The organism is Capnocytophaga leadbetteri (genome assembly GCF_003054025.1).
GTDB lineage: Bacteria > Bacteroidota > Bacteroidia > Flavobacteriales > Flavobacteriaceae > Capnocytophaga > Capnocytophaga leadbetteri.
Map to the genome: position 1 here is coordinate 142,642 of NZ_QBKG01000002.1, position 16,398 is coordinate 159,039.

A 16,398-nucleotide genomic window follows, 5' to 3' on the forward strand; every position below is an offset into this window, starting at 1 on the left:
AGCAAATTATGGCAACATTCGACAGCAAACAATATGCGTGGTGTAACCTCTCTATCGTCTTTGGTGGGCGCATTATCATAGGAGTTACAGAGTTGGAGTACACCGAGAAACGCGAGAAAGACTTTCTTTACGGGCGCGGGTGCAAACCTCACGGAGTGGTGGCGGGCAACCGTAGTTATGAGGGTAAAATAAGCCTTTGGCAAAGTGAGGCAGAAGCAATGACCCGCGATGCCCCAAACAACGATATACTTAGCCTTAGCTTTGACCTTGTGGCTTCCTACGTACCTTTGGACGGCGGACAGATAGTTACCGATATTCTCAAGAACGTGGAATTTACCGAAGTGAAAAAAGGAATGAAGCAAGGCGATAAGAATATGATTATGGAGCTTCCTATTATCTTCACTGATATAAAAAGACAAGCCTAACAAATTAAACAATAAGAAAATGCCTGTGCAGCTTGCACTTTAAAAACCTTTTAAAAGCAGTTTAAAATGATAACTAAAGAACAAATACAAGAATGGAAACAACAGTACAAAGACATCTTTGTAATTAGTGTAGAAGACAAAAAGGCATACTTGCGTACGCCTGACCGACAAACCCTTAGTTATGCCTCGACCTTGGCAACTAAAGATCCGCTAAAGTTTAATGAGGTAGTACTCAACAACTGTTGGTTGGGTGGTGATGAGGAGATTAAAACAGACGATGCGCTGTTTCTCGCCGCCAGTAGCAAGCTGCCAGACCTTATACAGATAAAAGAGGCAATTTTGGAAAAGCTCTAAGTGATGCGGAGATAGACGAGGGGCGGGATTGGCTTCGTATCACTAACGCTTCACTGCGTTACTATATGCACATTGCCAATCCCGACGACCTCACCGATACCCAGTGGGCTATGCGAGTAAAAGAATTAGAATGGCTTAGACAAAAAGAGAAGGAACAATACAAGTAGTATAGGTAGTTTGTTGTAGTCTTTCACGCTCTCTTGCTTGTTTGGCTCCTTTGGAGAGCATAAGGGCAAGTATCGCTATAAGGAAAAAGGAAATTGTACTTGCAATAGCTGTAGTGGTGTATCTCCTCTTAGTAGTGGGCTCCTTCTCAGTAAAAGCCCTATAAGTAGCATAGAAGGGCACACAGAAAAGGGCAGCTCCATAGAAAAATCCCGCACCAATAAGTAATAATAAGCCTATAGAGGCAAGTAGGTTAAAGAAAAATAATAATACTCTCATTGTGGCAAATATTTTAGAATATACATTAACGCTTAAAGACTTTGTAAGTGCAAAGTTACAAAAAATCGGCATAAATAACGATACAATGTTAGAAAAATTTGCCGAATTAGAAAAAGTACAGAAAAAAGTCTCTCGTGGCTTTGCTCAAATGGGTACGTCTGTACATACTTTGCAACAAAAAATAGCCTTGCTAAAAGCCGAACGAGATTTATTGCCTATAGGTAGCCTTTCGGCTATTCGTAAGTACAACAGCGAGATTAATAAGTTAGAGCACAGTGTTTCTAAATTGCAAACCCTCAATGGGAGTAAGCTAAAAACGTGGTTTTCGGAGGCTTTGAACAGTCTGCCTGGTTTGGCTACCAACCCTCTTATATTGGCGGGAGCGGGTATAGGTATGAGTATCCGAAAGGGTATGGAAGCCGACTTACAACAAGCTAACATTACTACTTTGCTTCGTGGTGATGTAGAAAAAGCCAAAGCCTTATATGCTCAGCTCTCTGATTATGGGGTAAAAACACCCTACGACAAGGCAGGGCTTATTGAAGCACAGAAGACGATGATGTCCTTCGGGCTTTCCTCTGAGTTTGCTTTTGGCAAGCTCAAGAACATCGGCGATATTGCTATGGGCGATGTGCAGAAAATGCAAAGTCTATCACTTGCTTTTGCGCAGGCTACTTCGGCAGGCAAGCTGCAAGGGCAAGACTTAATGCAGATGATTAACGCGGGCTTCAACCCCTTGCAGGTGATTAGCGAACGCACGGGCGAGAGTATGGCACAGCTCAAAGAACGAATGAGTAAAGGAGGTATTTCGGCGCAAGAGTTGGCACAAGCCTTTGAATGGGCAACCGATAAACAAGGGCTTTTCTACCAAGGTGCAGAAAAAGCAGGGCAAACCCTCAGCGGTAAGTTCAACAAGATGATGGACTCTATCACCGAACTTGCTCTAAAAGTATATGAAGCCATCAGCCCTGTGCTTAGTCCCTTAGTAGACCTGGCAGCAGTTATATTTTCAAGCATAGGTGGAGGTATAGGGTGGCTTATTGAGAAGTTTCAAGAAGGGAATCCCATTATATGGGGTATTGCAGGAGCTATAGGTATATTCACCACTGCATTGATACTACACAATACCTATACGGCTATTGCTACTGCTTGGCAAAATAGGCTCACTTGGGCAGTGATAAAGACAAACCTTGCCTTTTTGGCAAACCCTATAACGTGGATAATAGTGGGTATTATAGCCCTTATTGCTATCATAGCCTATTGTATTGTAGGTGTAAGCGGTTGGGGCAAGGCGTGGGAATATACTGTGCAAGGTATGAAATACAGTTGGGAGGCTTTTGTAGAAAATTTTCAATTGCTTTGGACTGTTGCAAAAAATACTTTTATGGCAGGTATAGATGCTTGTAAGCTCGCTTGGTATAAGTTTAAAGAAGCGGTTGGCTTAGGTGATAGTACCGAGAACCAAGCAATGATTAACAAGATACAAAATGACTTGCAAGAGCGTGCCAAATCGGTAACAGAGGGGTATAAGAAAGCAAATGAGGCAGGAGAAAAAGCCAAAGAAGCCTTTGGTAAAGCGTGGGACTCTTTAGAGTTCAAGAGCTTTAAGGAGGTAAAAGACGGGCTAATGGGCAAGCTGGGTATGAAAACCGAAAGCAGTCCCGCACCAGGGGTGAGTCCTATTATGGGAGAAACTACCGCCACCACGGGAGAAGGCACTAAAACCAAAGACAACATCGTATCAGGAGGTACCCGACAAACGCATATCAATATACAGATAGGCAATGTAGGTACTGATACTAAGGTGTATGTATCGTCCGTACGCGAGGGAGTAGAGAACTTTGGAGAAATGGTGAAAGAGGAACTTCTAAGAGTTGTTAATAGTATAAACCAAATGCAGACAGCCTAATGAAAGATATACTAATAGATGAGGGAAACGATTTGCGCCTATTAGCAGGTGATTTTGAGGTGGGGTACTCCGATAACCAACAGCAAAAGGCTATCCTTACTACCGAGAAGGGAGAGTGGAAAGAGCACCCCGAAGTAGGGGTAGGAATATCTCAAATGCTCGCCGATGACCTCTATACCGAAACCCTCATTGAAATAAAGAAACAGTTGGAGTATGACGGTATGCAGATTAACGATGTAGCCCTACAAGAGGGCGGCAAATTACTAATTGACGGAACCTATAACAACAATTAACATTATGCTAAACAAACAAGCCCTAAAACAAGGCATTATCACCCTGCAGCAGGATATGCTTACCAAAACAGAGGCAAATCCAGAAGAGTATGCCGAACGCTTAGCCTCACTTATTGATGCCTTTGTCAGAAGTGGCGAGGTAACAGTAGCACCAGGTATACAAGTAGGCACGGCAGGTACAGCCACCGCCCAAACAGGAGCAACTACAGGTGAAGGAAAAGGGAAAATAACTTAAAAACACATATCACAATGGAATGGATAACAGAAGTACTTAAAGAGCATTTTGGTTCGTTTATCGGTATGGTATTATCGGGCTTAGCGGGTTGGTTTTTCGGCAGACCTAAGCAACAAATGGAGCTACAAACCTCCGAACTTGACAATGTAGACAAGGCTGTGAAGATATACCGAGAGATGATAGAAGACTTAGGCACCAAGTACGCCAACGCTATCGATGAGCTAAAGAAAGCTAACCAACGCATTAAGGACTTAGAAGCCTCAGTAGAAGAGCTTCTTACCGAACTTAAGAAGTACAAGCAACTCAACGGTAAAGCAAAATGACAATCACCGCCCTACATAATCAGTCGCTATTAGACCTCGCCCTACAACACACTGGCGCTATAGAAAGCGTATTTGAGTTGGCAGAAGCTAACAGCCTTAACATCACCGATGATGTGCAGGCAGGAGCTCCCCTCTACTTGGGAGAGGGGTTGGAGGTGAGGAACGAAATACTAAGCTACTACACTGCTAAGAACTTACAGCCCGCAACGGCTTTCACCAAAGAAGACGAACAAGTGTTTGAACGCCTTGAGGGCATCAGTATATGGGCAATAAATCTTGATTTCGTCGTTAGTAGTTAGTCGTTAGCAAGCGACACAATCTAACGACTAATAACTAAAGACTAACGACTAAATATTATGGCACGCACTATACAAGAAATACAAACCCTTATCCTACAAGCCAAAGCCCAAGAGCCTGCTCTGAACGAGCTCAATAGCACCTCCAAAGTAGCTATATGGCGCTTGTGGGTGTACATCATAGCCGTAGCAATATGGAGCTTAGAGAAGCTGTTCGACCAGCATAGGGCAGATATTGACAAGCGTTTGGCAGAACTCAAACCCCACACCGCTCGTTGGTACAGAAGCAAAGCCCTTGCCTTTCAGTATGGTTTTGACCTTTTAACTGACAGCGATAAGTTCAACAACCAAGGGCATACAGAGGAACAGATAGAAGCCAGCAAGATAGTGAAGTACTCGGCAGTGATAGAAAGCAAAAACGAAGGCCGTTTGATAGTGAAGATAGCAGGCGAACAAGGTGAGCAGTTGCAACCTATCACCGATGCTCAAAAGCAAGCCTTTGAAGCCTATTTATCAGAGATAAAAGATGCAGGGGTACGCCTATCAGTGGTGAACTACCAACCCGATATACTGCACCTGCAAATGAAGATAGTATATGATCCGCTTGTATTGGACGGCAACGGACAAAGTATCATTCACGCTACACACCCAGTAGAAACGGCTATTAAAGACTATTTAAAACGCCTGCCATTTAACGGCGAATTGGTCTTAGCACACCTTATTGATACGCTGCAACAAGCAGAGGGGGTGAAGATACCGCACTTAGTTCTCGCCCAAAGCAAAAACATCACCAGCGGTGGAAGCTACGGCGCGTTTGAAACGATAGAAATAAGCAAAATACCCACAGCAGGCTACTTTACGATAGACAACTTTAACGATATCACTTATGCCAGCAATGTATAACCTAAACATCGACAAACTGCTCGTGCTGCTAACTCCTACCTTTCTGCGCAAGCCCAAGCTCATAGCCTGGTTAAGAATGCTGGCAACACCCCTGCACAAGTTGCTGTACGACTTTCAGCGAGCTCGCCAAGCCGACTTGTACAACCTCGCCCATAATAGCCAAGTATGCTACCTTCGAAAGGCTCTCAATGATGAGTTCGACAGCGAGCAGCGGCGCATACGTATAGAAGACGGCAAGCAGAACGAGCGGCTCTATATATACCCCCGCAGTGCCAATAAGCCCCTATTCTTAGGCAAAGTCTTCCTCTATCAACGAGGCGACTATATCGACGGAGGTGTGGACTTTATAGTGGTATTGCCACAAGGTTTAGAATACGACAAATATAAGTTAGAAGCCCTCGTGAACTTCTATAAATTAGCTGGTAAACGATGGGAGATAAATCATAACTAAAACCGTTACCCCGTGCGGATTGTCCCTCCCTTTCGGGGAGGGGAACGGGGAGAGGATTATGAATAAGTTACATACCGAACACAATGCAGGCTATCCCTTTGATGTGGCATTTCTTGCCTTTATGCAGAACGCCTATAACCTATTTAACCACTTTGGACATCTTGCAGGTAATAAGGCGATTATTTCGGGTTGTGAGGAGATAGGCAACACTATCACCCCTGGTACTGTCTATATAAATGGCGAGCTATTACCCTTTGAAGGTGGTACCAAAGACGACACCGTATGGATACGGGAAGACACCACACAAGTAACCTTTCAGGACGGTTTTTCTCGCACCTTAGAGACAATACGCACCGTTGTATTTGGCTATTCGTCACCTGATAAGACCTTCAACTGGGAAGACTTTAAGCGTATTAATAACCTACAAGAGTTATACAAAAATAAAGCTGAAAATAAAGCGTTGAAAGAGTTAAAAGACGAAGTAGAAATACTCAAGAAACAGAAACAAGCTATACCCGTTGGGCTCATCGCTATCTGGGGCAAACCTGCTAACGAAATACCTGAAGGATGGGAAGAGTACACCGACCTACGTGGTAGAATGCCTATCGGTTTAGACCCTTACTACAATAAAACAAAAGATGACGCCCAAGACTATCAGCTCAACAGCCTACTGAAGCAGGGAGGCGAACGCTCGCACAAACTCTCTGTTGAGGAAATGCCTAGTCACAAACACGAGACTGTGAATGATGCGTCAGGTAGTGATAGAGATAGTAAAGGATACGGGAGTGCTTTTACAATGGACACAGACGAGATAAATTATAATAGACGAAATTTAATGAGGATAGAACCCTCTGGCGGCGATAGGCCTCACAACAATATGCCTCCCTATCACGTAGTGCAATTTATAAAGTATGTAGGCTTTAAATCGGTAGCACCTTAAATAAGTAACTTTTAAAACTAAACAATATGATAACACAAAAAAAGACATTAAAAAAGTGGTTTTCTAACTTTATGAAACCCGCACAAGAACATTTCGCTGCTTGGATTGACAGCTATTGGCACAAAAGCGAGCAAATTCCTATGAGCAGCATCGATGGACTTAGCAAAGCCATTGAGAACACCGCATCGGCAAAGCAGCTGCTCAACCATTTAGAGGACAGCAATGCCCACCGCAATCTATTCGACAAAAAAGTAGATAAGGAGGAGGGCAAAGGCTTGTCGGCGAACGACTTCACCAACGAGCACAAGCAGAAGTTAGAAGAGTTGCAGCCTACTGATGTATCGGGCTTATTGCCAAAAGGGGGGTATGATGGCACAGGGCAACAACTGAAAGAGGCTATTGATGGCTTGCAAACCAAAATGCAACAAGTAGAAACTACCTTAAGTGTAGATGACACGGACTTTGATACCTTGCAGGAAATCGCTGCCCAAGTGAAGAACAATAAGAACTTGGAGCAGTTGCTTATAGGGAAGGTAGATAAAAAAGATAGCCTTTGGTCAAGCATCAAGGAAGCTATTTACTTTTATAACCTCCCAAACAAAACAAATAAGGGGGTTCGCTTTGATGGGGAATGTGTAGAGATATTTGCAGAGAGTTTAGTAAATATTAGAAATAGAGGAGGTGTTAATATAACAGGAGCTAATGGACAGAGAGGGGAATACCTTATTGTGAGTGAGGAAACCGTAGATATCAACTCTGAAACTACATCTATTAGAGCTAAGAATCTACAACAAAGTTCTGAAGAGTATTCTCACGCAGGAAAAAAAATGGATATTTATGCCGAAGAATTAAGTATTAGAGCTAATAAGCTATTAGTCAATGGTAAAGATTTGTCCTCTAAGTTAAACAGTTTAGGCGATTTCAACGCAGAAGAGATTAATAGAAAGATTGAGGCAATTGAAAATACATTGATGAATGCGGGATATATAATTCAGCAACCTTAATGACTAAAAACTATGGAAATCAGAAAACACATCATCAAATTATTTGCACTCAGTTATATAGTGCCATTTGCAGGTAAAACAAGAAGTTTTACCCGCTCCGCTAACATCATCTTACCCTTAATTCTTATCGGAGGACTTATTGTTTGTGCCGAGCTTTATAGCTGGCTTTACGTGGTATTGCCTTTGTTAGCTGTAGCTTGTTTCTTTGGCTTTGGGTATTTTCACTTTTCACCTCTTACCAAAGCTGATATACCCTTAATGGATAGCACCCAATGCTGGCAGTACCAGCAACTCTTAGGGGATAATAGCAATACACCTACACAATACAACGCCCGTTGGGTAGTATGGGTAAACCCATTGGCTATAGCTATAGCTCTTGTCTTATTATTCACTTTAATACTATAAGCAATGAAAAAAAGTACCCGCAACATTCACTACCTTGTCGTTCACTGCTCCGCTACACCAGAGGGCAGAGAGCACACCGCCCAAGACATCGACCTTTGGCACCGCCAACGCGGCTTTAATGAGATAGGTTATAACTACATCGTACGCCTCGACGGCACGGTGGAAGAGGGTAGAGACGTGAACAAGATACCTGCCCACGTAACCAACCACAACAAGGACAGCATCGGCATTTGCTACATTGGAGGTATCGACAAAAACACCCTCCAACCCAAAGACACCCGTACGCCAGCCCAAAAAGAAGCCTTAAAAAAGCTCCTAAAAGAGTTAAAGGCTTTGTACCCACAAGCTGAAATCTTAGGTCATAGAGACTTCCCTGGTGTAGCTAAAGCTTGTCCGTGTTTTAATGCCAAAGACGAATATAAATCAATTAGCAAATGAGAAAATTAGCCCTATTATTATTGGCGTTCCTTTCCTTGGTAGGTTGTCGTACCCGCAAGGTAGAAAGCCACGAGCAAAAGCAAGTACAGAAAGAGCACTTCATTCATTATAAGGATAGTTCACAGCTCTTTGCCTATAAGGGTCGCAAAACGGACTTGTCCGACCTGTCAGACTCATCCTTTGAGCTTGAATTAGAAAGCCTTACCGATAGTATAGGCAACCCCCGTGAACTCATCTACACCCGCATTCGTGACGGTGATAATGAAGTTATAAGAGTACTCAACGGAAAGGTAAAGATTAAAGCTACAAACACCCATTCTAAGAGCTACCAGCAGGCTGACAGTGCCCTTTTATATAATACGAAGATACAGACAAAAACCGAAGCACAAAAGCACAAATATACCCAACATAAGCAAGTAAGCAAAGAAGTAAACAAAAACCCCGTAAGGCACATCCTTTGGCTATTGCTTATTGCAGTTTTAGTATTTATCATTTGGAAGTTTAAGCCGTTTCGGTGGAAGATTTAATAACAAATTAAACAGCTTTTAAAACGCTTTTAAAGCACTGCTAAAATAGGAGGACAAGCGGTAAAAAAAATGTCCTCCGCTTTTTAAAGGCTCTCACCCCATTTAAAAACACGCCCACTGGCTACGGAGGACAATATGTCTTCTGTACCAGTGGGCTTTTATGTTTTATGAGGTGAGAGTTGCAAAAGTACAACTATTTTCTGAATTACAAAAACAAAATAACAAATGGCAAAATTCAAGTACAAAGAACAGCACGCTATCATCATCAAAGTAAGTAGCGAACAAGAACAAAAAGAACTATTCGAGAAACTCCAAAAAATGGGGTTTACTAACCTTAAAGTAGTAAGCGTATAATGGAAATCAAAATCAAACACACCAGCGAAAACTTCAAAACCTTTCGCGCCGAAAAAGTAAAGTCCCTTTTCAATGCCGAAAATGGGCACACATGGGAACACACCGCCAACCTACCCATAGAAGACAAAGATTGGCAAATAGGGCTTATCGTAGGCCCCTCAGGAAGCGGCAAAACTTCTATAGGCAAACAAATATGGGATAGCGGTATAACCAACCTCACCGAAGGATGGAACCCGAGCCTACCCATTATTGAGGATATTGCCCCCGATAAGTCAATGAACGAAGTAACCTCTGCTCTTTCAGCTGTAGGGCTCGGCGATGTACCCGCTTGGTTGCGCCCATTCAAAGTCCTCAGTAATGGCGAGCAGTTTCGTGCGGGTTTAGCGCGCCTCATTTGTGATGCCCCCAACAAGGTAATAGTAGACGAATTTACCTCTGTAATCGACCGCCAAATCGCCAAAATAGGGGCTTCGGCATTTGCCAAAGCGTGGAGACGCGTGCCTAATCGACAAATCATTCTGTTATCCTGTCATTATGATATAATCGAATGGCTGCAACCCGATTGGGTATATGATACGAGAGTATCAGAAGTAAAAAAAAAGTCCAAAAACGACCTCCTATTGAACTCCAAGTTTGGAAGGCAAACGGAAGTTACTGGCGTTATTTTAAAGAGCATTACTATTTAGATTTGCCACATCCTCCTTGTGCTGAATACTTTGTCGGTACAGTCAATGGTGAACTTGTTTGCCACGTTGCTGTCGCTCCACTATTCACAGCCAATGCCTACCGTGCTACCCGATTAGTAGTAATGCCCGAATGGCAAGGAGCGGGCGTAGGTACCCAATTTCTCAACTTTGTAATGCAGTACCATTTGGAGGGCAACGGGCGTTGTAATCGCAAACTACACACTTTTTTTCATACCTCACACCCCCAACTGTGCAACTACCTTCGCCATTCTAATAAATGGGAACAAACCTCCGCTAAATTGCACGGAGATAACAAAGCCCGAAGCCGAGCCTCAATGATAAAAACCTGCAAACCTATTCAAGGTGAAAAGGTAATGGTAGCAGGCTACGGAGGTCATTTCAGAGCCGTACAAGGCTTTAAATACTTAGGGCAAATCACAGAAAAAACAATAGAAGATAATAAAAATGAAGCAAAAGTTTAAAGTATTTATCAGCGGACAAAAGTATTTTGGGCAGGAAATTCTATCCCTATGCCTTGCCAAAGGCTATGAAGTAGTAGGCGTATGTTGCCCCTTAGACGATAAGTATATCGGGCGTTTGGCTAAGCTACACAACATACCTATATTACCTGCGGGGATGCTTACCTACGACACTATGCCCACTGGGGTAGATTTAGGCATAACCGTTCATTCATTCGACTATATAGGCAAGCGAACCCGCTACAAAACTCGCTTAGGGTGGATAGGTTATCACCCCAGCCTTTTACCCCGACATCGAGGACGCTCAGCTATTGAGTGGGCAATCCGAATGCGTGATATAGTAGCTGGTGGGAGCGTTTATTGGCTCAATGCGGGTATAGATAGAGGCGATATACTATGCCAAGACTGGTGTTGGATACCACCCAAGCTATACGCCAAACCACCCAAAGAAGCTGCAAAGGAACTATGGCAGAAAGAACTACTACCAATGGGCATACGCCTAATGGACAAAGCCCTCACCGAAGTAGCCAATGGCATATACACCAAAATACCCCAACGCCAAGATGTAGACACCTTTGAACCAAGTACTGAAGTAAAAGACATTTACAAACCCGATCTATTAATGTTACCCGATAGGTTATAAAGGCATAGTACATAAAAAAAACACGGATAGCTATACCGCATATCCGTGTTTTTTATTACTTTTGTCCCGCTCAACCACCGCTCAAAAAATGTACATTTCGTTTTAATTTTTGGTACATTTCGTTTTGCGGATTATATATTTAGGGATATTAAACTGTTCTAAAAGATTTTTTAACTTTACATTAATAATTAGACCAAAATAAGGTGTTGTACTGCTCAACATATCTGTAATTTTAGCATTCTTATAAAACTCTAACTCTAAATAAGGAATTTCATTAGGAATGTTCCCATAATTAATTCTTTGTGTAGAAAAAGGAGAGTTAAAAATGTTATTCTCAGTTTGTGAAATTTGTGGATAAGAACCTATGGTATATAGGTTTTCTGATGTTCCTAAATTAAAATACATTACTTAATACCTATTTTTTTTGTTTATATTTTTAAAAATATTCATTTAAGTTCATTCCTGAGTCTTTTGCTTTGATAATTTTTTCCTTTAAATCAGGAATCAATTCTTCTTGTAAGAACTTATTAGCTTGTTCAGGAGTTAAACCTTTTTTAAGCCTTTTTTCTCTAATAGTTCTCTTACAGCAATCACTGTACCGAACTATCACTGTCCGCCTTTTTGTCATATTTTTTCTATTTTAGCGTAAATCTATTTTAGGATATAAAACTGTGTAAGATGAGTATAAGATAAGCGAAGGATGAGCGAAGGCTAAGCGAAGAATAAACCTTCTCTACCAGAGCGAATACTAATGGCTTCATAGAAAAATAAAAAAAAATTCTCCCTTTTTTATAGAAGATAAAAATATCTTTTATATCTTTGCACCCGAAATTAAAAACACTAAACAATTTTATTATGACAGCAAAAAAATTGTGGATTTGGTTAGGGGCTACAGTGGCAGCCTCTTTTTTGGTGCTGATTTTTTTCGGTGTAGAAATATATCGTACGGCACCTCCTTTCCCCGAAAAAATCGTAACTACCGATGGGGAAACGCTCTATGAAGGGCAAGACATCAAAGACGGTCAGAACGCTTGGCAATCTATGGGCGGTCAGACCGTAGGAAGTATCTGGGGACACGGAGCCTACATCGCTCCCGACTGGAACGCCGATTACCTCCACCGCGAGTCTATGCTCTTATTAGATTTGTATGCTCAAAAAGACGGCAAGGTCTATAAAGACCTGCCCGAAGAAGAGCAAGCTAAGTATCAGGTACAGTTGCGCAAAGAGCTTCGTGCCAATACTTTCAATCAGCAAACGGGGGTTATCACTTTCTCGCCCGAGCGCGCACAAGTAGCTAAAGAGTTAGCTAACTATTATAGCAAACTCTTTATGGATGACCCTGCACTCGAGCAAACGCGTACCCATTACGCCATCCCTAAGAATGCGATAAAAGACCCTGCCCGTATGGCACAGATGAACGCTTTCTTTACTTGGACGTCTTGGGTGTGCAGCACCAATCGCCCTAATGACGATGTTACTTATACCAATAACTGGCCTTACGACCCGCTCATTGGTAACCACCCTTCTACTTCTTTGCAGATGTGGTCTGGCTTCAGCGTGCTAATGCTTCTCTTTGGTGTGGGGCTGCTTGTGTATTACCACGCTCGCAACAAAGAAGAGGAAACCAGCGAGACTTTCCCTACTGAAGATCCTTTGCGCAATATGAAGCCTACCCCTTCAATGAAAGCAACCCTCAAATACATCTGGATTGTCTCATTGCTTATCATTGTACAAATGATTTCTGGGGTTATTACAGCTCACTATGGTGTAGAAGGAGGCGGCTTCTTTGGCATTCCTCTCGATGTAGTATTGCCACAGGCTATTTCTCGTAGCTGGCACGTACAGTTGGCTATTTTCTGGATTGCTACCTCTTGGCTGGCTACAGGTTTGTATATAGCACCTGCTGTATCTGGCTACGAACCTAAATACCAACGTCTTGGGGTGAATGTACTCTTCGTGGCTTTACTTATTGTAGTATTAGGCTCATTAGCCGGTCAGTGGATGGGAGTAATGCAAAAATTAGGCTTAGTAGAAAACTTCTACTTTGGTCACCAAGGTTATGAGTATATCGAGCTTGGTCGTTTCTGGCAAATCCTATTGCTTGTAGGTTTGTTCTTATGGTTGTTCCTAATAGTTAGAGCTTTAATTCCTGCTCTCAAACGCAAAGACGAAAGCCGCCACTTATTGTTGTTGTTCGTACTTTCATCAGTAGCAATTGCAGCTTTCTACGGTGCGGGACTAATGTATGGTCGCCAAACGCATATGGCAATAGCTGAATACTGGCGTTGGTGGGTAGTGCATCTTTGGGTAGAAGGTTTCTTCGAGGTATTTGCTACCGTAGTGGCAGCCTTCTTGTTCTCTCGTTTGGGCTTGTTGCGCATCAAAGTAGCAAGTACAGCCGTACTTTTCTCTACTATTGTATTCTTGGCAGGAGGTATATTGGGTACTTTCCACCACCTATACTTCAGTGCTACACCTACAGGGGTATTGGCATTAGGGGCTACCTTTAGTGCGCTCGAAATCGTGCCTTTGGTACTCATCGGTTACGAGGCATACCACAACTACCAATTGTCTAAAACTACCGAGTGGATTAAAGCTTATAAATGGCCTATTTACTGCTTTATAGCTATGTGCTTCTGGAACTTCCTAGGGGCAGGTATCTTTGGTTTTGCTATCAATCCACCTATTGCTTTATACTATATTCAAGGGCTCAATACCACTGCCGTTCACGGTCACGCTGCCTTGTTTGGGGTATATGGTATCCTTGGTATCGGTTTGATTCTCTTTGTATTGCGCGGATTGTATGCCGACCGTCATTGGAACTACAAGATTCTAGGTTGGTCATTTTGGCTTATCAATATAGGGCTGTTTGTAATGTTAGTAGGCAGTCTATTGCCTATAGGAATTTTACAAGCGGTAGAAGCTATCCAAAATGGCTATTGGTCAGCGCGTTCTGAAGAATTTATGCATACCGACACAATGCAGATTATTCGTTGGTTGCGTGTACCTGGCGATACGCTTTTAGCTATAGGCGAATTGCTATTGGTATATTTCATTATCGGTCTGAAAACCGGTTGGTCTCTTAGAGAAAAACGATAATTTATCATAGGTTAAAAATACCCATATAGCTAATTAATTCTGAAAAGGGCTGTCCATACAAATCTTCTTGCCGGACAGCCCTTTTTATTATTTATTTTTAACTAATACTGCCGTTATTCCAAACGATAGAAAAGCGGGTAAAAACCACTCTATTCGGTAGTTAGCTAAAGGTAGCAATGTTTTGAAATTGTTAATCCAATCTATATGTAGCAAATCACCTATGATGAAGAGAGCTGATAATACAGCTGTAAGCGTTACCCCTACTATATAAGGAGCGTTGCTCTGCACCCGCTTGCCAAAGAAAAGCACAAACAGAGTGAGCGCGATGGTGATAGGGTACGAAAAGTCTAACAGATAACCAGCGTAATGTATGATTTCATCTACACTTCTGATAGAAAGCAGAAGCGTGATGCCAAAGTACAGTACTCCAATGTAATGAATTTCTTTTTGTCCATAACTAAGTAGATTTATTAGGTTAGAATGCTACAAAGATACAACTTTCTTTTTATAAAACAAATGTTTTTTTATTTTTCTTTTGTTGCTATAGATACAAAAAAGGCTGTCAATATTCTTACTGACAGCTTTTTTGTGCTTATTTCTTTATGGTAACTCCAAAAATCTCTTCGAAATGCTTTAGTATAAGTGTCTTTACTTCTTCAGTATCTACCTTTTCTTTTGATAACTCTACATTGAGTGAGGTTACGGCTTTACCCCGTATCCCACAAGGGATAATGTTATCAAAATAGCCTAAATCAGTATTGACATTCAGCGCAAATCCGTGCATTGTTACCCACCGCGAGGCGCGTACCCCCATTGCACATATTTTGCGAGCAAAAGGCGTACCTACATCTAGCCATACACCTGTCTCTCCTTCGCTGCGCTCCCCTTTGATGCCATAGTCGGCTAAGGTTCTGATGATTACCTCTTCTAGCGAGCGCAAATACTTGTGAATATCAGTGAAGAAGTTTTCAAGGTCTATGATAGGATAGCCTACTATCTGTCCAGGACCGTGATAAGTAATATCGCCTCCGCGGTTTATCTTATAAAAAGAAGCCCCTTTTTTAGCTAAAGCAGCCTCATCAATTAGTAAATTCTCTATATGACCGCTTTTGCCAAGCGTATATACGTGTGGATGCTCTACAAAAAGAAAGTAGTTAGGAGTAGGGAGGTTAGTGTTTTCAGCCCTATTCTTGCGTTTCAGCTCAACTATTTCTTCAAAGAGACTTTCTTGGTAGTCCCACGTTTCTTTATAGTCTTTATGACCTAAATCCTTAACGATTATTTGTTTGTTCATAGATAGTTTTGATATTACCTTCGTTAATATCACCAGTTTTATATCCTTTAGTAAACCAGTATTTGCGTTGCTCAGAAGTACCGTGAGTGAATGAATCGGGTACTACGTGCCCTTGCATACGTTTCTGAATAGCGTCATCGCCAACCGCATTGGCAGCACTTAGTGCCTCATCAATATCATCTACATCTAAATACTTCTGGTTATGGTGTGCCCACACTCCTGCGTAGAAGTCAGCTTGTAGCTCTTGGGCTACCGACCATTTGTTAGCAGCCGCTTGGCTAAGCCCTTGCTGTTGTCGTCTAACTTGTTGCGAAGTGCCCAAAAGTGTCTGTATATGGTGTCCTACCTCGTGAGCCATTACATAGGCAATAGCAAAGTCTCCTCCTTTGGCTCCAAAGCGCGTTTTTAGCTCCTCAAAGAAATCCATATCCATATATAACTTATGGTCTGCGGGACAGTAAAAAGGCCCTACAGACGATGAGGCTTGCCCACAACCTGTATTTACGCTAGCAGTAAAGAGTACTAAGGTCGGCTTTTCATATGTTCCGAGTCTGTTTTCGGCAAAGACTTTTTCCCATACATCTTCAGTATCAGCAAGCACAGTAGCAGTAAATTCGCCGATTTTCTTCTGCTCAGCAGTTAGCTCTACGCGTTCTGTTTGCTGAGTTTGGTTGCCACCAGCTACCTGATTGACCACTGAAGCTACCTGTTGCCCTGTTTCGCCGCCAAAAAGCTGCAATAAAACTACGATGATACCCACGATACCACCGCCTGCCAACAGACCTCCCTTACCGCTAATACCGCGTCGGTCGTCTACATTGCTACTCTGTCTTCTTCCTTCCCATTTCATAGAAAATAATGATTTTTAGTGAATAAATTATTAATAGTTAGTGGTC

General features: G+C 42.3%; 24 protein-coding genes. 19 read left to right on the plus strand and 5 right to left on the minus strand.

What is annotated here, in order from left to right:
- Nucleotides 1-8 precede the first annotated feature (8 nt).
- Together C8P65_RS03595 and C8P65_RS03600 are read left to right on the plus strand one after the other, a co-directional pair.
- The gene (locus C8P65_RS03595; RefSeq protein ID WP_107781394.1) at nt 9-425 is read left to right on the plus strand and encodes a hypothetical protein; all 417 of its coding nucleotides are present in this window, start codon (nt 9-11) and stop codon (nt 423-425) included.
- Between the two features lie 66 nt (nt 426-491).
- Entirely contained in the window at nt 492-779 is a 288-nt protein-coding gene (locus tag C8P65_RS03600) for a hypothetical protein (protein ID WP_107781396.1), read from the plus strand.
- Between the two features lie 135 nt (nt 780-914).
- Here C8P65_RS03600 and C8P65_RS03605 read toward each other — a convergent pair whose 3' ends face one another.
- Nucleotides 915-1,223 carry a preprotein translocase subunit SecG gene (locus C8P65_RS03605; RefSeq protein WP_107781398.1) on the minus strand — a complete coding sequence of 103 codons (309 nt, stop codon included), beginning with the start codon at nt 1,221-1,223 and terminating at the stop codon, nt 915-917.
- An 85-nt stretch (nt 1,224-1,308) separates the two neighbouring features.
- Between C8P65_RS03605 and C8P65_RS03610 the strand changes: the two genes are divergently transcribed.
- The 16 genes from C8P65_RS03610 (at nt 1,309) to C8P65_RS03675 (ending at nt 11,109) form a co-directional block, all read left to right on the plus strand.
- Complete coding sequence (locus tag C8P65_RS03610) at nt 1,309-3,132, plus strand: tape measure protein (protein WP_245887304.1); 1,824 nt, start codon at nt 1,309-1,311, stop codon at nt 3,130-3,132.
- Nucleotides 3,132-3,425, plus strand: a complete 294-nt coding sequence (locus C8P65_RS03615; protein WP_107781400.1) for an oxidase — start codon at nt 3,132-3,134, stop codon at nt 3,423-3,425. Before C8P65_RS03610 ends, C8P65_RS03615 begins: the two co-directional genes overlap by 1 nt.
- Nucleotide 3,426: 1 nt before the next feature.
- Nucleotides 3,427-3,660, plus strand: coding sequence for a hypothetical protein (locus C8P65_RS03620; protein WP_107781528.1), 234 nt, complete (start codon nt 3,427-3,429; stop codon nt 3,658-3,660).
- A gap of 14 nt (nt 3,661-3,674) precedes the next feature.
- On the plus strand, nt 3,675-3,983 hold the full coding sequence (locus C8P65_RS03625; protein ID WP_107781402.1) for a cell wall anchor protein: 309 nt from the start codon (nt 3,675-3,677) through the stop codon (nt 3,981-3,983).
- Nucleotides 3,980-4,282, plus strand: a complete 303-nt coding sequence (locus C8P65_RS03630; protein ID WP_107781404.1) for a hypothetical protein — start codon at nt 3,980-3,982, stop codon at nt 4,280-4,282. Before C8P65_RS03625 ends, C8P65_RS03630 begins: the two co-directional genes overlap by 4 nt.
- A 57-nt stretch (nt 4,283-4,339) precedes the next feature.
- Entirely contained in the window at nt 4,340-5,182 is an 843-nt protein-coding gene (locus C8P65_RS03635; protein WP_107781406.1) for a nucleotidyltransferase, read from the plus strand.
- A complete protein-coding gene (locus tag C8P65_RS03640; RefSeq protein ID WP_107781408.1) occupies nt 5,175-5,633 on the plus strand; it encodes a hypothetical protein in 459 nt (152 codons plus the stop codon). The genes C8P65_RS03635 and C8P65_RS03640 overlap by 8 nt, the downstream gene beginning before the upstream one ends.
- A gap of 58 nt (nt 5,634-5,691) precedes the next feature.
- Nucleotides 5,692-6,573 (plus strand): phage baseplate protein, encoded by an 882-nt coding sequence (locus tag C8P65_RS03645; protein ID WP_107781410.1) that lies wholly within the window; start codon nt 5,692-5,694, stop codon nt 6,571-6,573.
- A gap of 26 nt (nt 6,574-6,599) precedes the next feature.
- A complete protein-coding gene (locus C8P65_RS12150) occupies nt 6,600-7,577 on the plus strand; it encodes a hypothetical protein (protein ID WP_211305875.1) in 978 nt (325 codons plus the stop codon).
- Between the two features lie 12 nt (nt 7,578-7,589).
- Nucleotides 7,590-7,982, plus strand: a complete 393-nt coding sequence (locus C8P65_RS03655; protein WP_211305876.1) for a hypothetical protein — start codon at nt 7,590-7,592, stop codon at nt 7,980-7,982.
- Nucleotides 7,983-7,985: 3 nt separating this feature from the next.
- Nucleotides 7,986-8,420 carry an N-acetylmuramoyl-L-alanine amidase gene (locus C8P65_RS03660; RefSeq protein WP_107781412.1) on the plus strand — a complete coding sequence of 145 codons (435 nt, stop codon included), beginning with the start codon at nt 7,986-7,988 and terminating at the stop codon, nt 8,418-8,420.
- Nucleotides 8,417-8,947, plus strand: a complete 531-nt coding sequence (locus tag C8P65_RS03665; RefSeq protein ID WP_107781414.1) for a hypothetical protein — start codon at nt 8,417-8,419, stop codon at nt 8,945-8,947. Before C8P65_RS03660 ends, C8P65_RS03665 begins: the two co-directional genes overlap by 4 nt.
- A gap of 225 nt (nt 8,948-9,172) precedes the next feature.
- Nucleotides 9,173-9,301: a hypothetical protein gene (locus C8P65_RS12345; RefSeq protein ID WP_281260395.1), complete on the plus strand. Its 129-nt coding sequence runs from the start codon at nt 9,173-9,175 to the stop codon at nt 9,299-9,301.
- Nucleotides 9,301-9,987 (plus strand): hypothetical protein, encoded by a 687-nt coding sequence (locus tag C8P65_RS12155; protein ID WP_211305877.1) that lies wholly within the window; start codon nt 9,301-9,303, stop codon nt 9,985-9,987. The genes C8P65_RS12345 and C8P65_RS12155 overlap by 1 nt, the downstream gene beginning before the upstream one ends.
- Before the next feature lie 2 nt (nt 9,988-9,989).
- Entirely contained in the window at nt 9,990-10,469 is a 480-nt protein-coding gene (locus tag C8P65_RS12160; protein WP_211305878.1) for a GNAT family N-acetyltransferase, read from the plus strand.
- A complete protein-coding gene (locus C8P65_RS03675) occupies nt 10,453-11,109 on the plus strand; it encodes a formyltransferase family protein (RefSeq protein ID WP_107781416.1) in 657 nt (218 codons plus the stop codon). Before C8P65_RS12160 ends, C8P65_RS03675 begins: the two co-directional genes overlap by 17 nt.
- Nucleotides 11,110-11,545: 436 nt before the next feature.
- Here C8P65_RS03675 and C8P65_RS03685 read toward each other — a convergent pair whose 3' ends face one another.
- Complete coding sequence (locus tag C8P65_RS03685; protein WP_107781420.1) at nt 11,546-11,737, minus strand: hypothetical protein; 192 nt, start codon at nt 11,735-11,737, stop codon at nt 11,546-11,548.
- Between the two features lie 227 nt (nt 11,738-11,964).
- Between C8P65_RS03685 and C8P65_RS03690 the strand changes: the two genes are divergently transcribed.
- A complete protein-coding gene (locus C8P65_RS03690; protein ID WP_107781422.1) occupies nt 11,965-14,208 on the plus strand; it encodes a nitric-oxide reductase large subunit in 2,244 nt (747 codons plus the stop codon).
- 87 nt (nt 14,209-14,295) lie between these two features.
- On the opposite strand, the gene C8P65_RS03695 is transcribed toward C8P65_RS03690, so the two are convergent.
- The 3 genes from C8P65_RS03695 to ypfJ all read right to left on the minus strand — a co-directional run bounded on the left by C8P65_RS03695 (nt 14,296) and on the right by ypfJ (nt 16,352).
- On the minus strand, nt 14,296-14,679 hold the full coding sequence (locus tag C8P65_RS03695; RefSeq protein ID WP_342747617.1) for a branched-chain amino acid transport system II carrier protein: 384 nt from the start codon (nt 14,677-14,679) through the stop codon (nt 14,296-14,298).
- A 121-nt stretch (nt 14,680-14,800) separates the two neighbouring features.
- Entirely contained in the window at nt 14,801-15,502 is a 702-nt protein-coding gene (gene lipB, locus C8P65_RS03700; RefSeq protein WP_107781423.1) for a lipoyl(octanoyl) transferase LipB, read from the minus strand.
- Complete coding sequence (gene ypfJ / locus C8P65_RS03705; protein ID WP_095913117.1) at nt 15,480-16,352, minus strand: KPN_02809 family neutral zinc metallopeptidase; 873 nt, start codon at nt 16,350-16,352, stop codon at nt 15,480-15,482. Before ypfJ ends, lipB begins: the two co-directional genes overlap by 23 nt.
- Between the last annotated feature and the right edge of the window lie 46 nt (nt 16,353-16,398).

What these genes read in the sequence shown, in the direction of transcription:
- C8P65_RS03595 (WP_107781394.1), top strand. Translation starts at nt 9, where the DNA reads ATGGCAACATTCGACAGCAAACAATATGCGTGGTGTAACCTCTCTATC.
- C8P65_RS03600 (WP_107781396.1), top strand. Translation starts at nt 492, where the DNA reads ATGATAACTAAAGAACAAATACAAGAATGGAAACAACAGTACAAAGAC.
- C8P65_RS03605 (WP_107781398.1), bottom strand. Translation starts at nt 1,223, where the DNA reads ATGAGAGTATTATTATTTTTCTTTAACCTACTTGCCTCTATAGGCTTA.
- C8P65_RS03610 (WP_245887304.1), top strand. Translation starts at nt 1,309, where the DNA reads ATGTTAGAAAAATTTGCCGAATTAGAAAAAGTACAGAAAAAAGTCTCT.
- C8P65_RS03615 (WP_107781400.1), top strand. Translation starts at nt 3,132, where the DNA reads ATGAAAGATATACTAATAGATGAGGGAAACGATTTGCGCCTATTAGCA.
- C8P65_RS03625 (WP_107781402.1), top strand. Translation starts at nt 3,675, where the DNA reads ATGGAATGGATAACAGAAGTACTTAAAGAGCATTTTGGTTCGTTTATC.
- C8P65_RS03630 (WP_107781404.1), top strand. Translation starts at nt 3,980, where the DNA reads ATGACAATCACCGCCCTACATAATCAGTCGCTATTAGACCTCGCCCTA.
- C8P65_RS03635 (WP_107781406.1), top strand. Translation starts at nt 4,340, where the DNA reads ATGGCACGCACTATACAAGAAATACAAACCCTTATCCTACAAGCCAAA.
- C8P65_RS03640 (WP_107781408.1), top strand. Translation starts at nt 5,175, where the DNA reads ATGTATAACCTAAACATCGACAAACTGCTCGTGCTGCTAACTCCTACC.
- C8P65_RS03645 (WP_107781410.1), top strand. Translation starts at nt 5,692, where the DNA reads ATGAATAAGTTACATACCGAACACAATGCAGGCTATCCCTTTGATGTG.
- C8P65_RS12150 (WP_211305875.1), top strand. Translation starts at nt 6,600, where the DNA reads ATGATAACACAAAAAAAGACATTAAAAAAGTGGTTTTCTAACTTTATG.
- C8P65_RS03655 (WP_211305876.1), top strand. Translation starts at nt 7,590, where the DNA reads ATGGAAATCAGAAAACACATCATCAAATTATTTGCACTCAGTTATATA.
- C8P65_RS03660 (WP_107781412.1), top strand. Translation starts at nt 7,986, where the DNA reads ATGAAAAAAAGTACCCGCAACATTCACTACCTTGTCGTTCACTGCTCC.
- C8P65_RS03665 (WP_107781414.1), top strand. Translation starts at nt 8,417, where the DNA reads ATGAGAAAATTAGCCCTATTATTATTGGCGTTCCTTTCCTTGGTAGGT.
- C8P65_RS12345 (WP_281260395.1), top strand. Translation starts at nt 9,173, where the DNA reads ATGGCAAAATTCAAGTACAAAGAACAGCACGCTATCATCATCAAAGTA.
- C8P65_RS12155 (WP_211305877.1), top strand. Translation starts at nt 9,301, where the DNA reads ATGGAAATCAAAATCAAACACACCAGCGAAAACTTCAAAACCTTTCGC.
- C8P65_RS03675 (WP_107781416.1), top strand. Translation starts at nt 10,453, where the DNA reads ATGAAGCAAAAGTTTAAAGTATTTATCAGCGGACAAAAGTATTTTGGG.
- C8P65_RS03685 (WP_107781420.1), bottom strand. Translation starts at nt 11,737, where the DNA reads ATGACAAAAAGGCGGACAGTGATAGTTCGGTACAGTGATTGCTGTAAG.
- C8P65_RS03690 (WP_107781422.1), top strand. Translation starts at nt 11,965, where the DNA reads ATGACAGCAAAAAAATTGTGGATTTGGTTAGGGGCTACAGTGGCAGCC.
- lipB (WP_107781423.1), bottom strand. Translation starts at nt 15,502, where the DNA reads ATGAACAAACAAATAATCGTTAAGGATTTAGGTCATAAAGACTATAAA.
- ypfJ (WP_095913117.1), bottom strand. Translation starts at nt 16,352, where the DNA reads ATGAAATGGGAAGGAAGAAGACAGAGTAGCAATGTAGACGACCGACGC.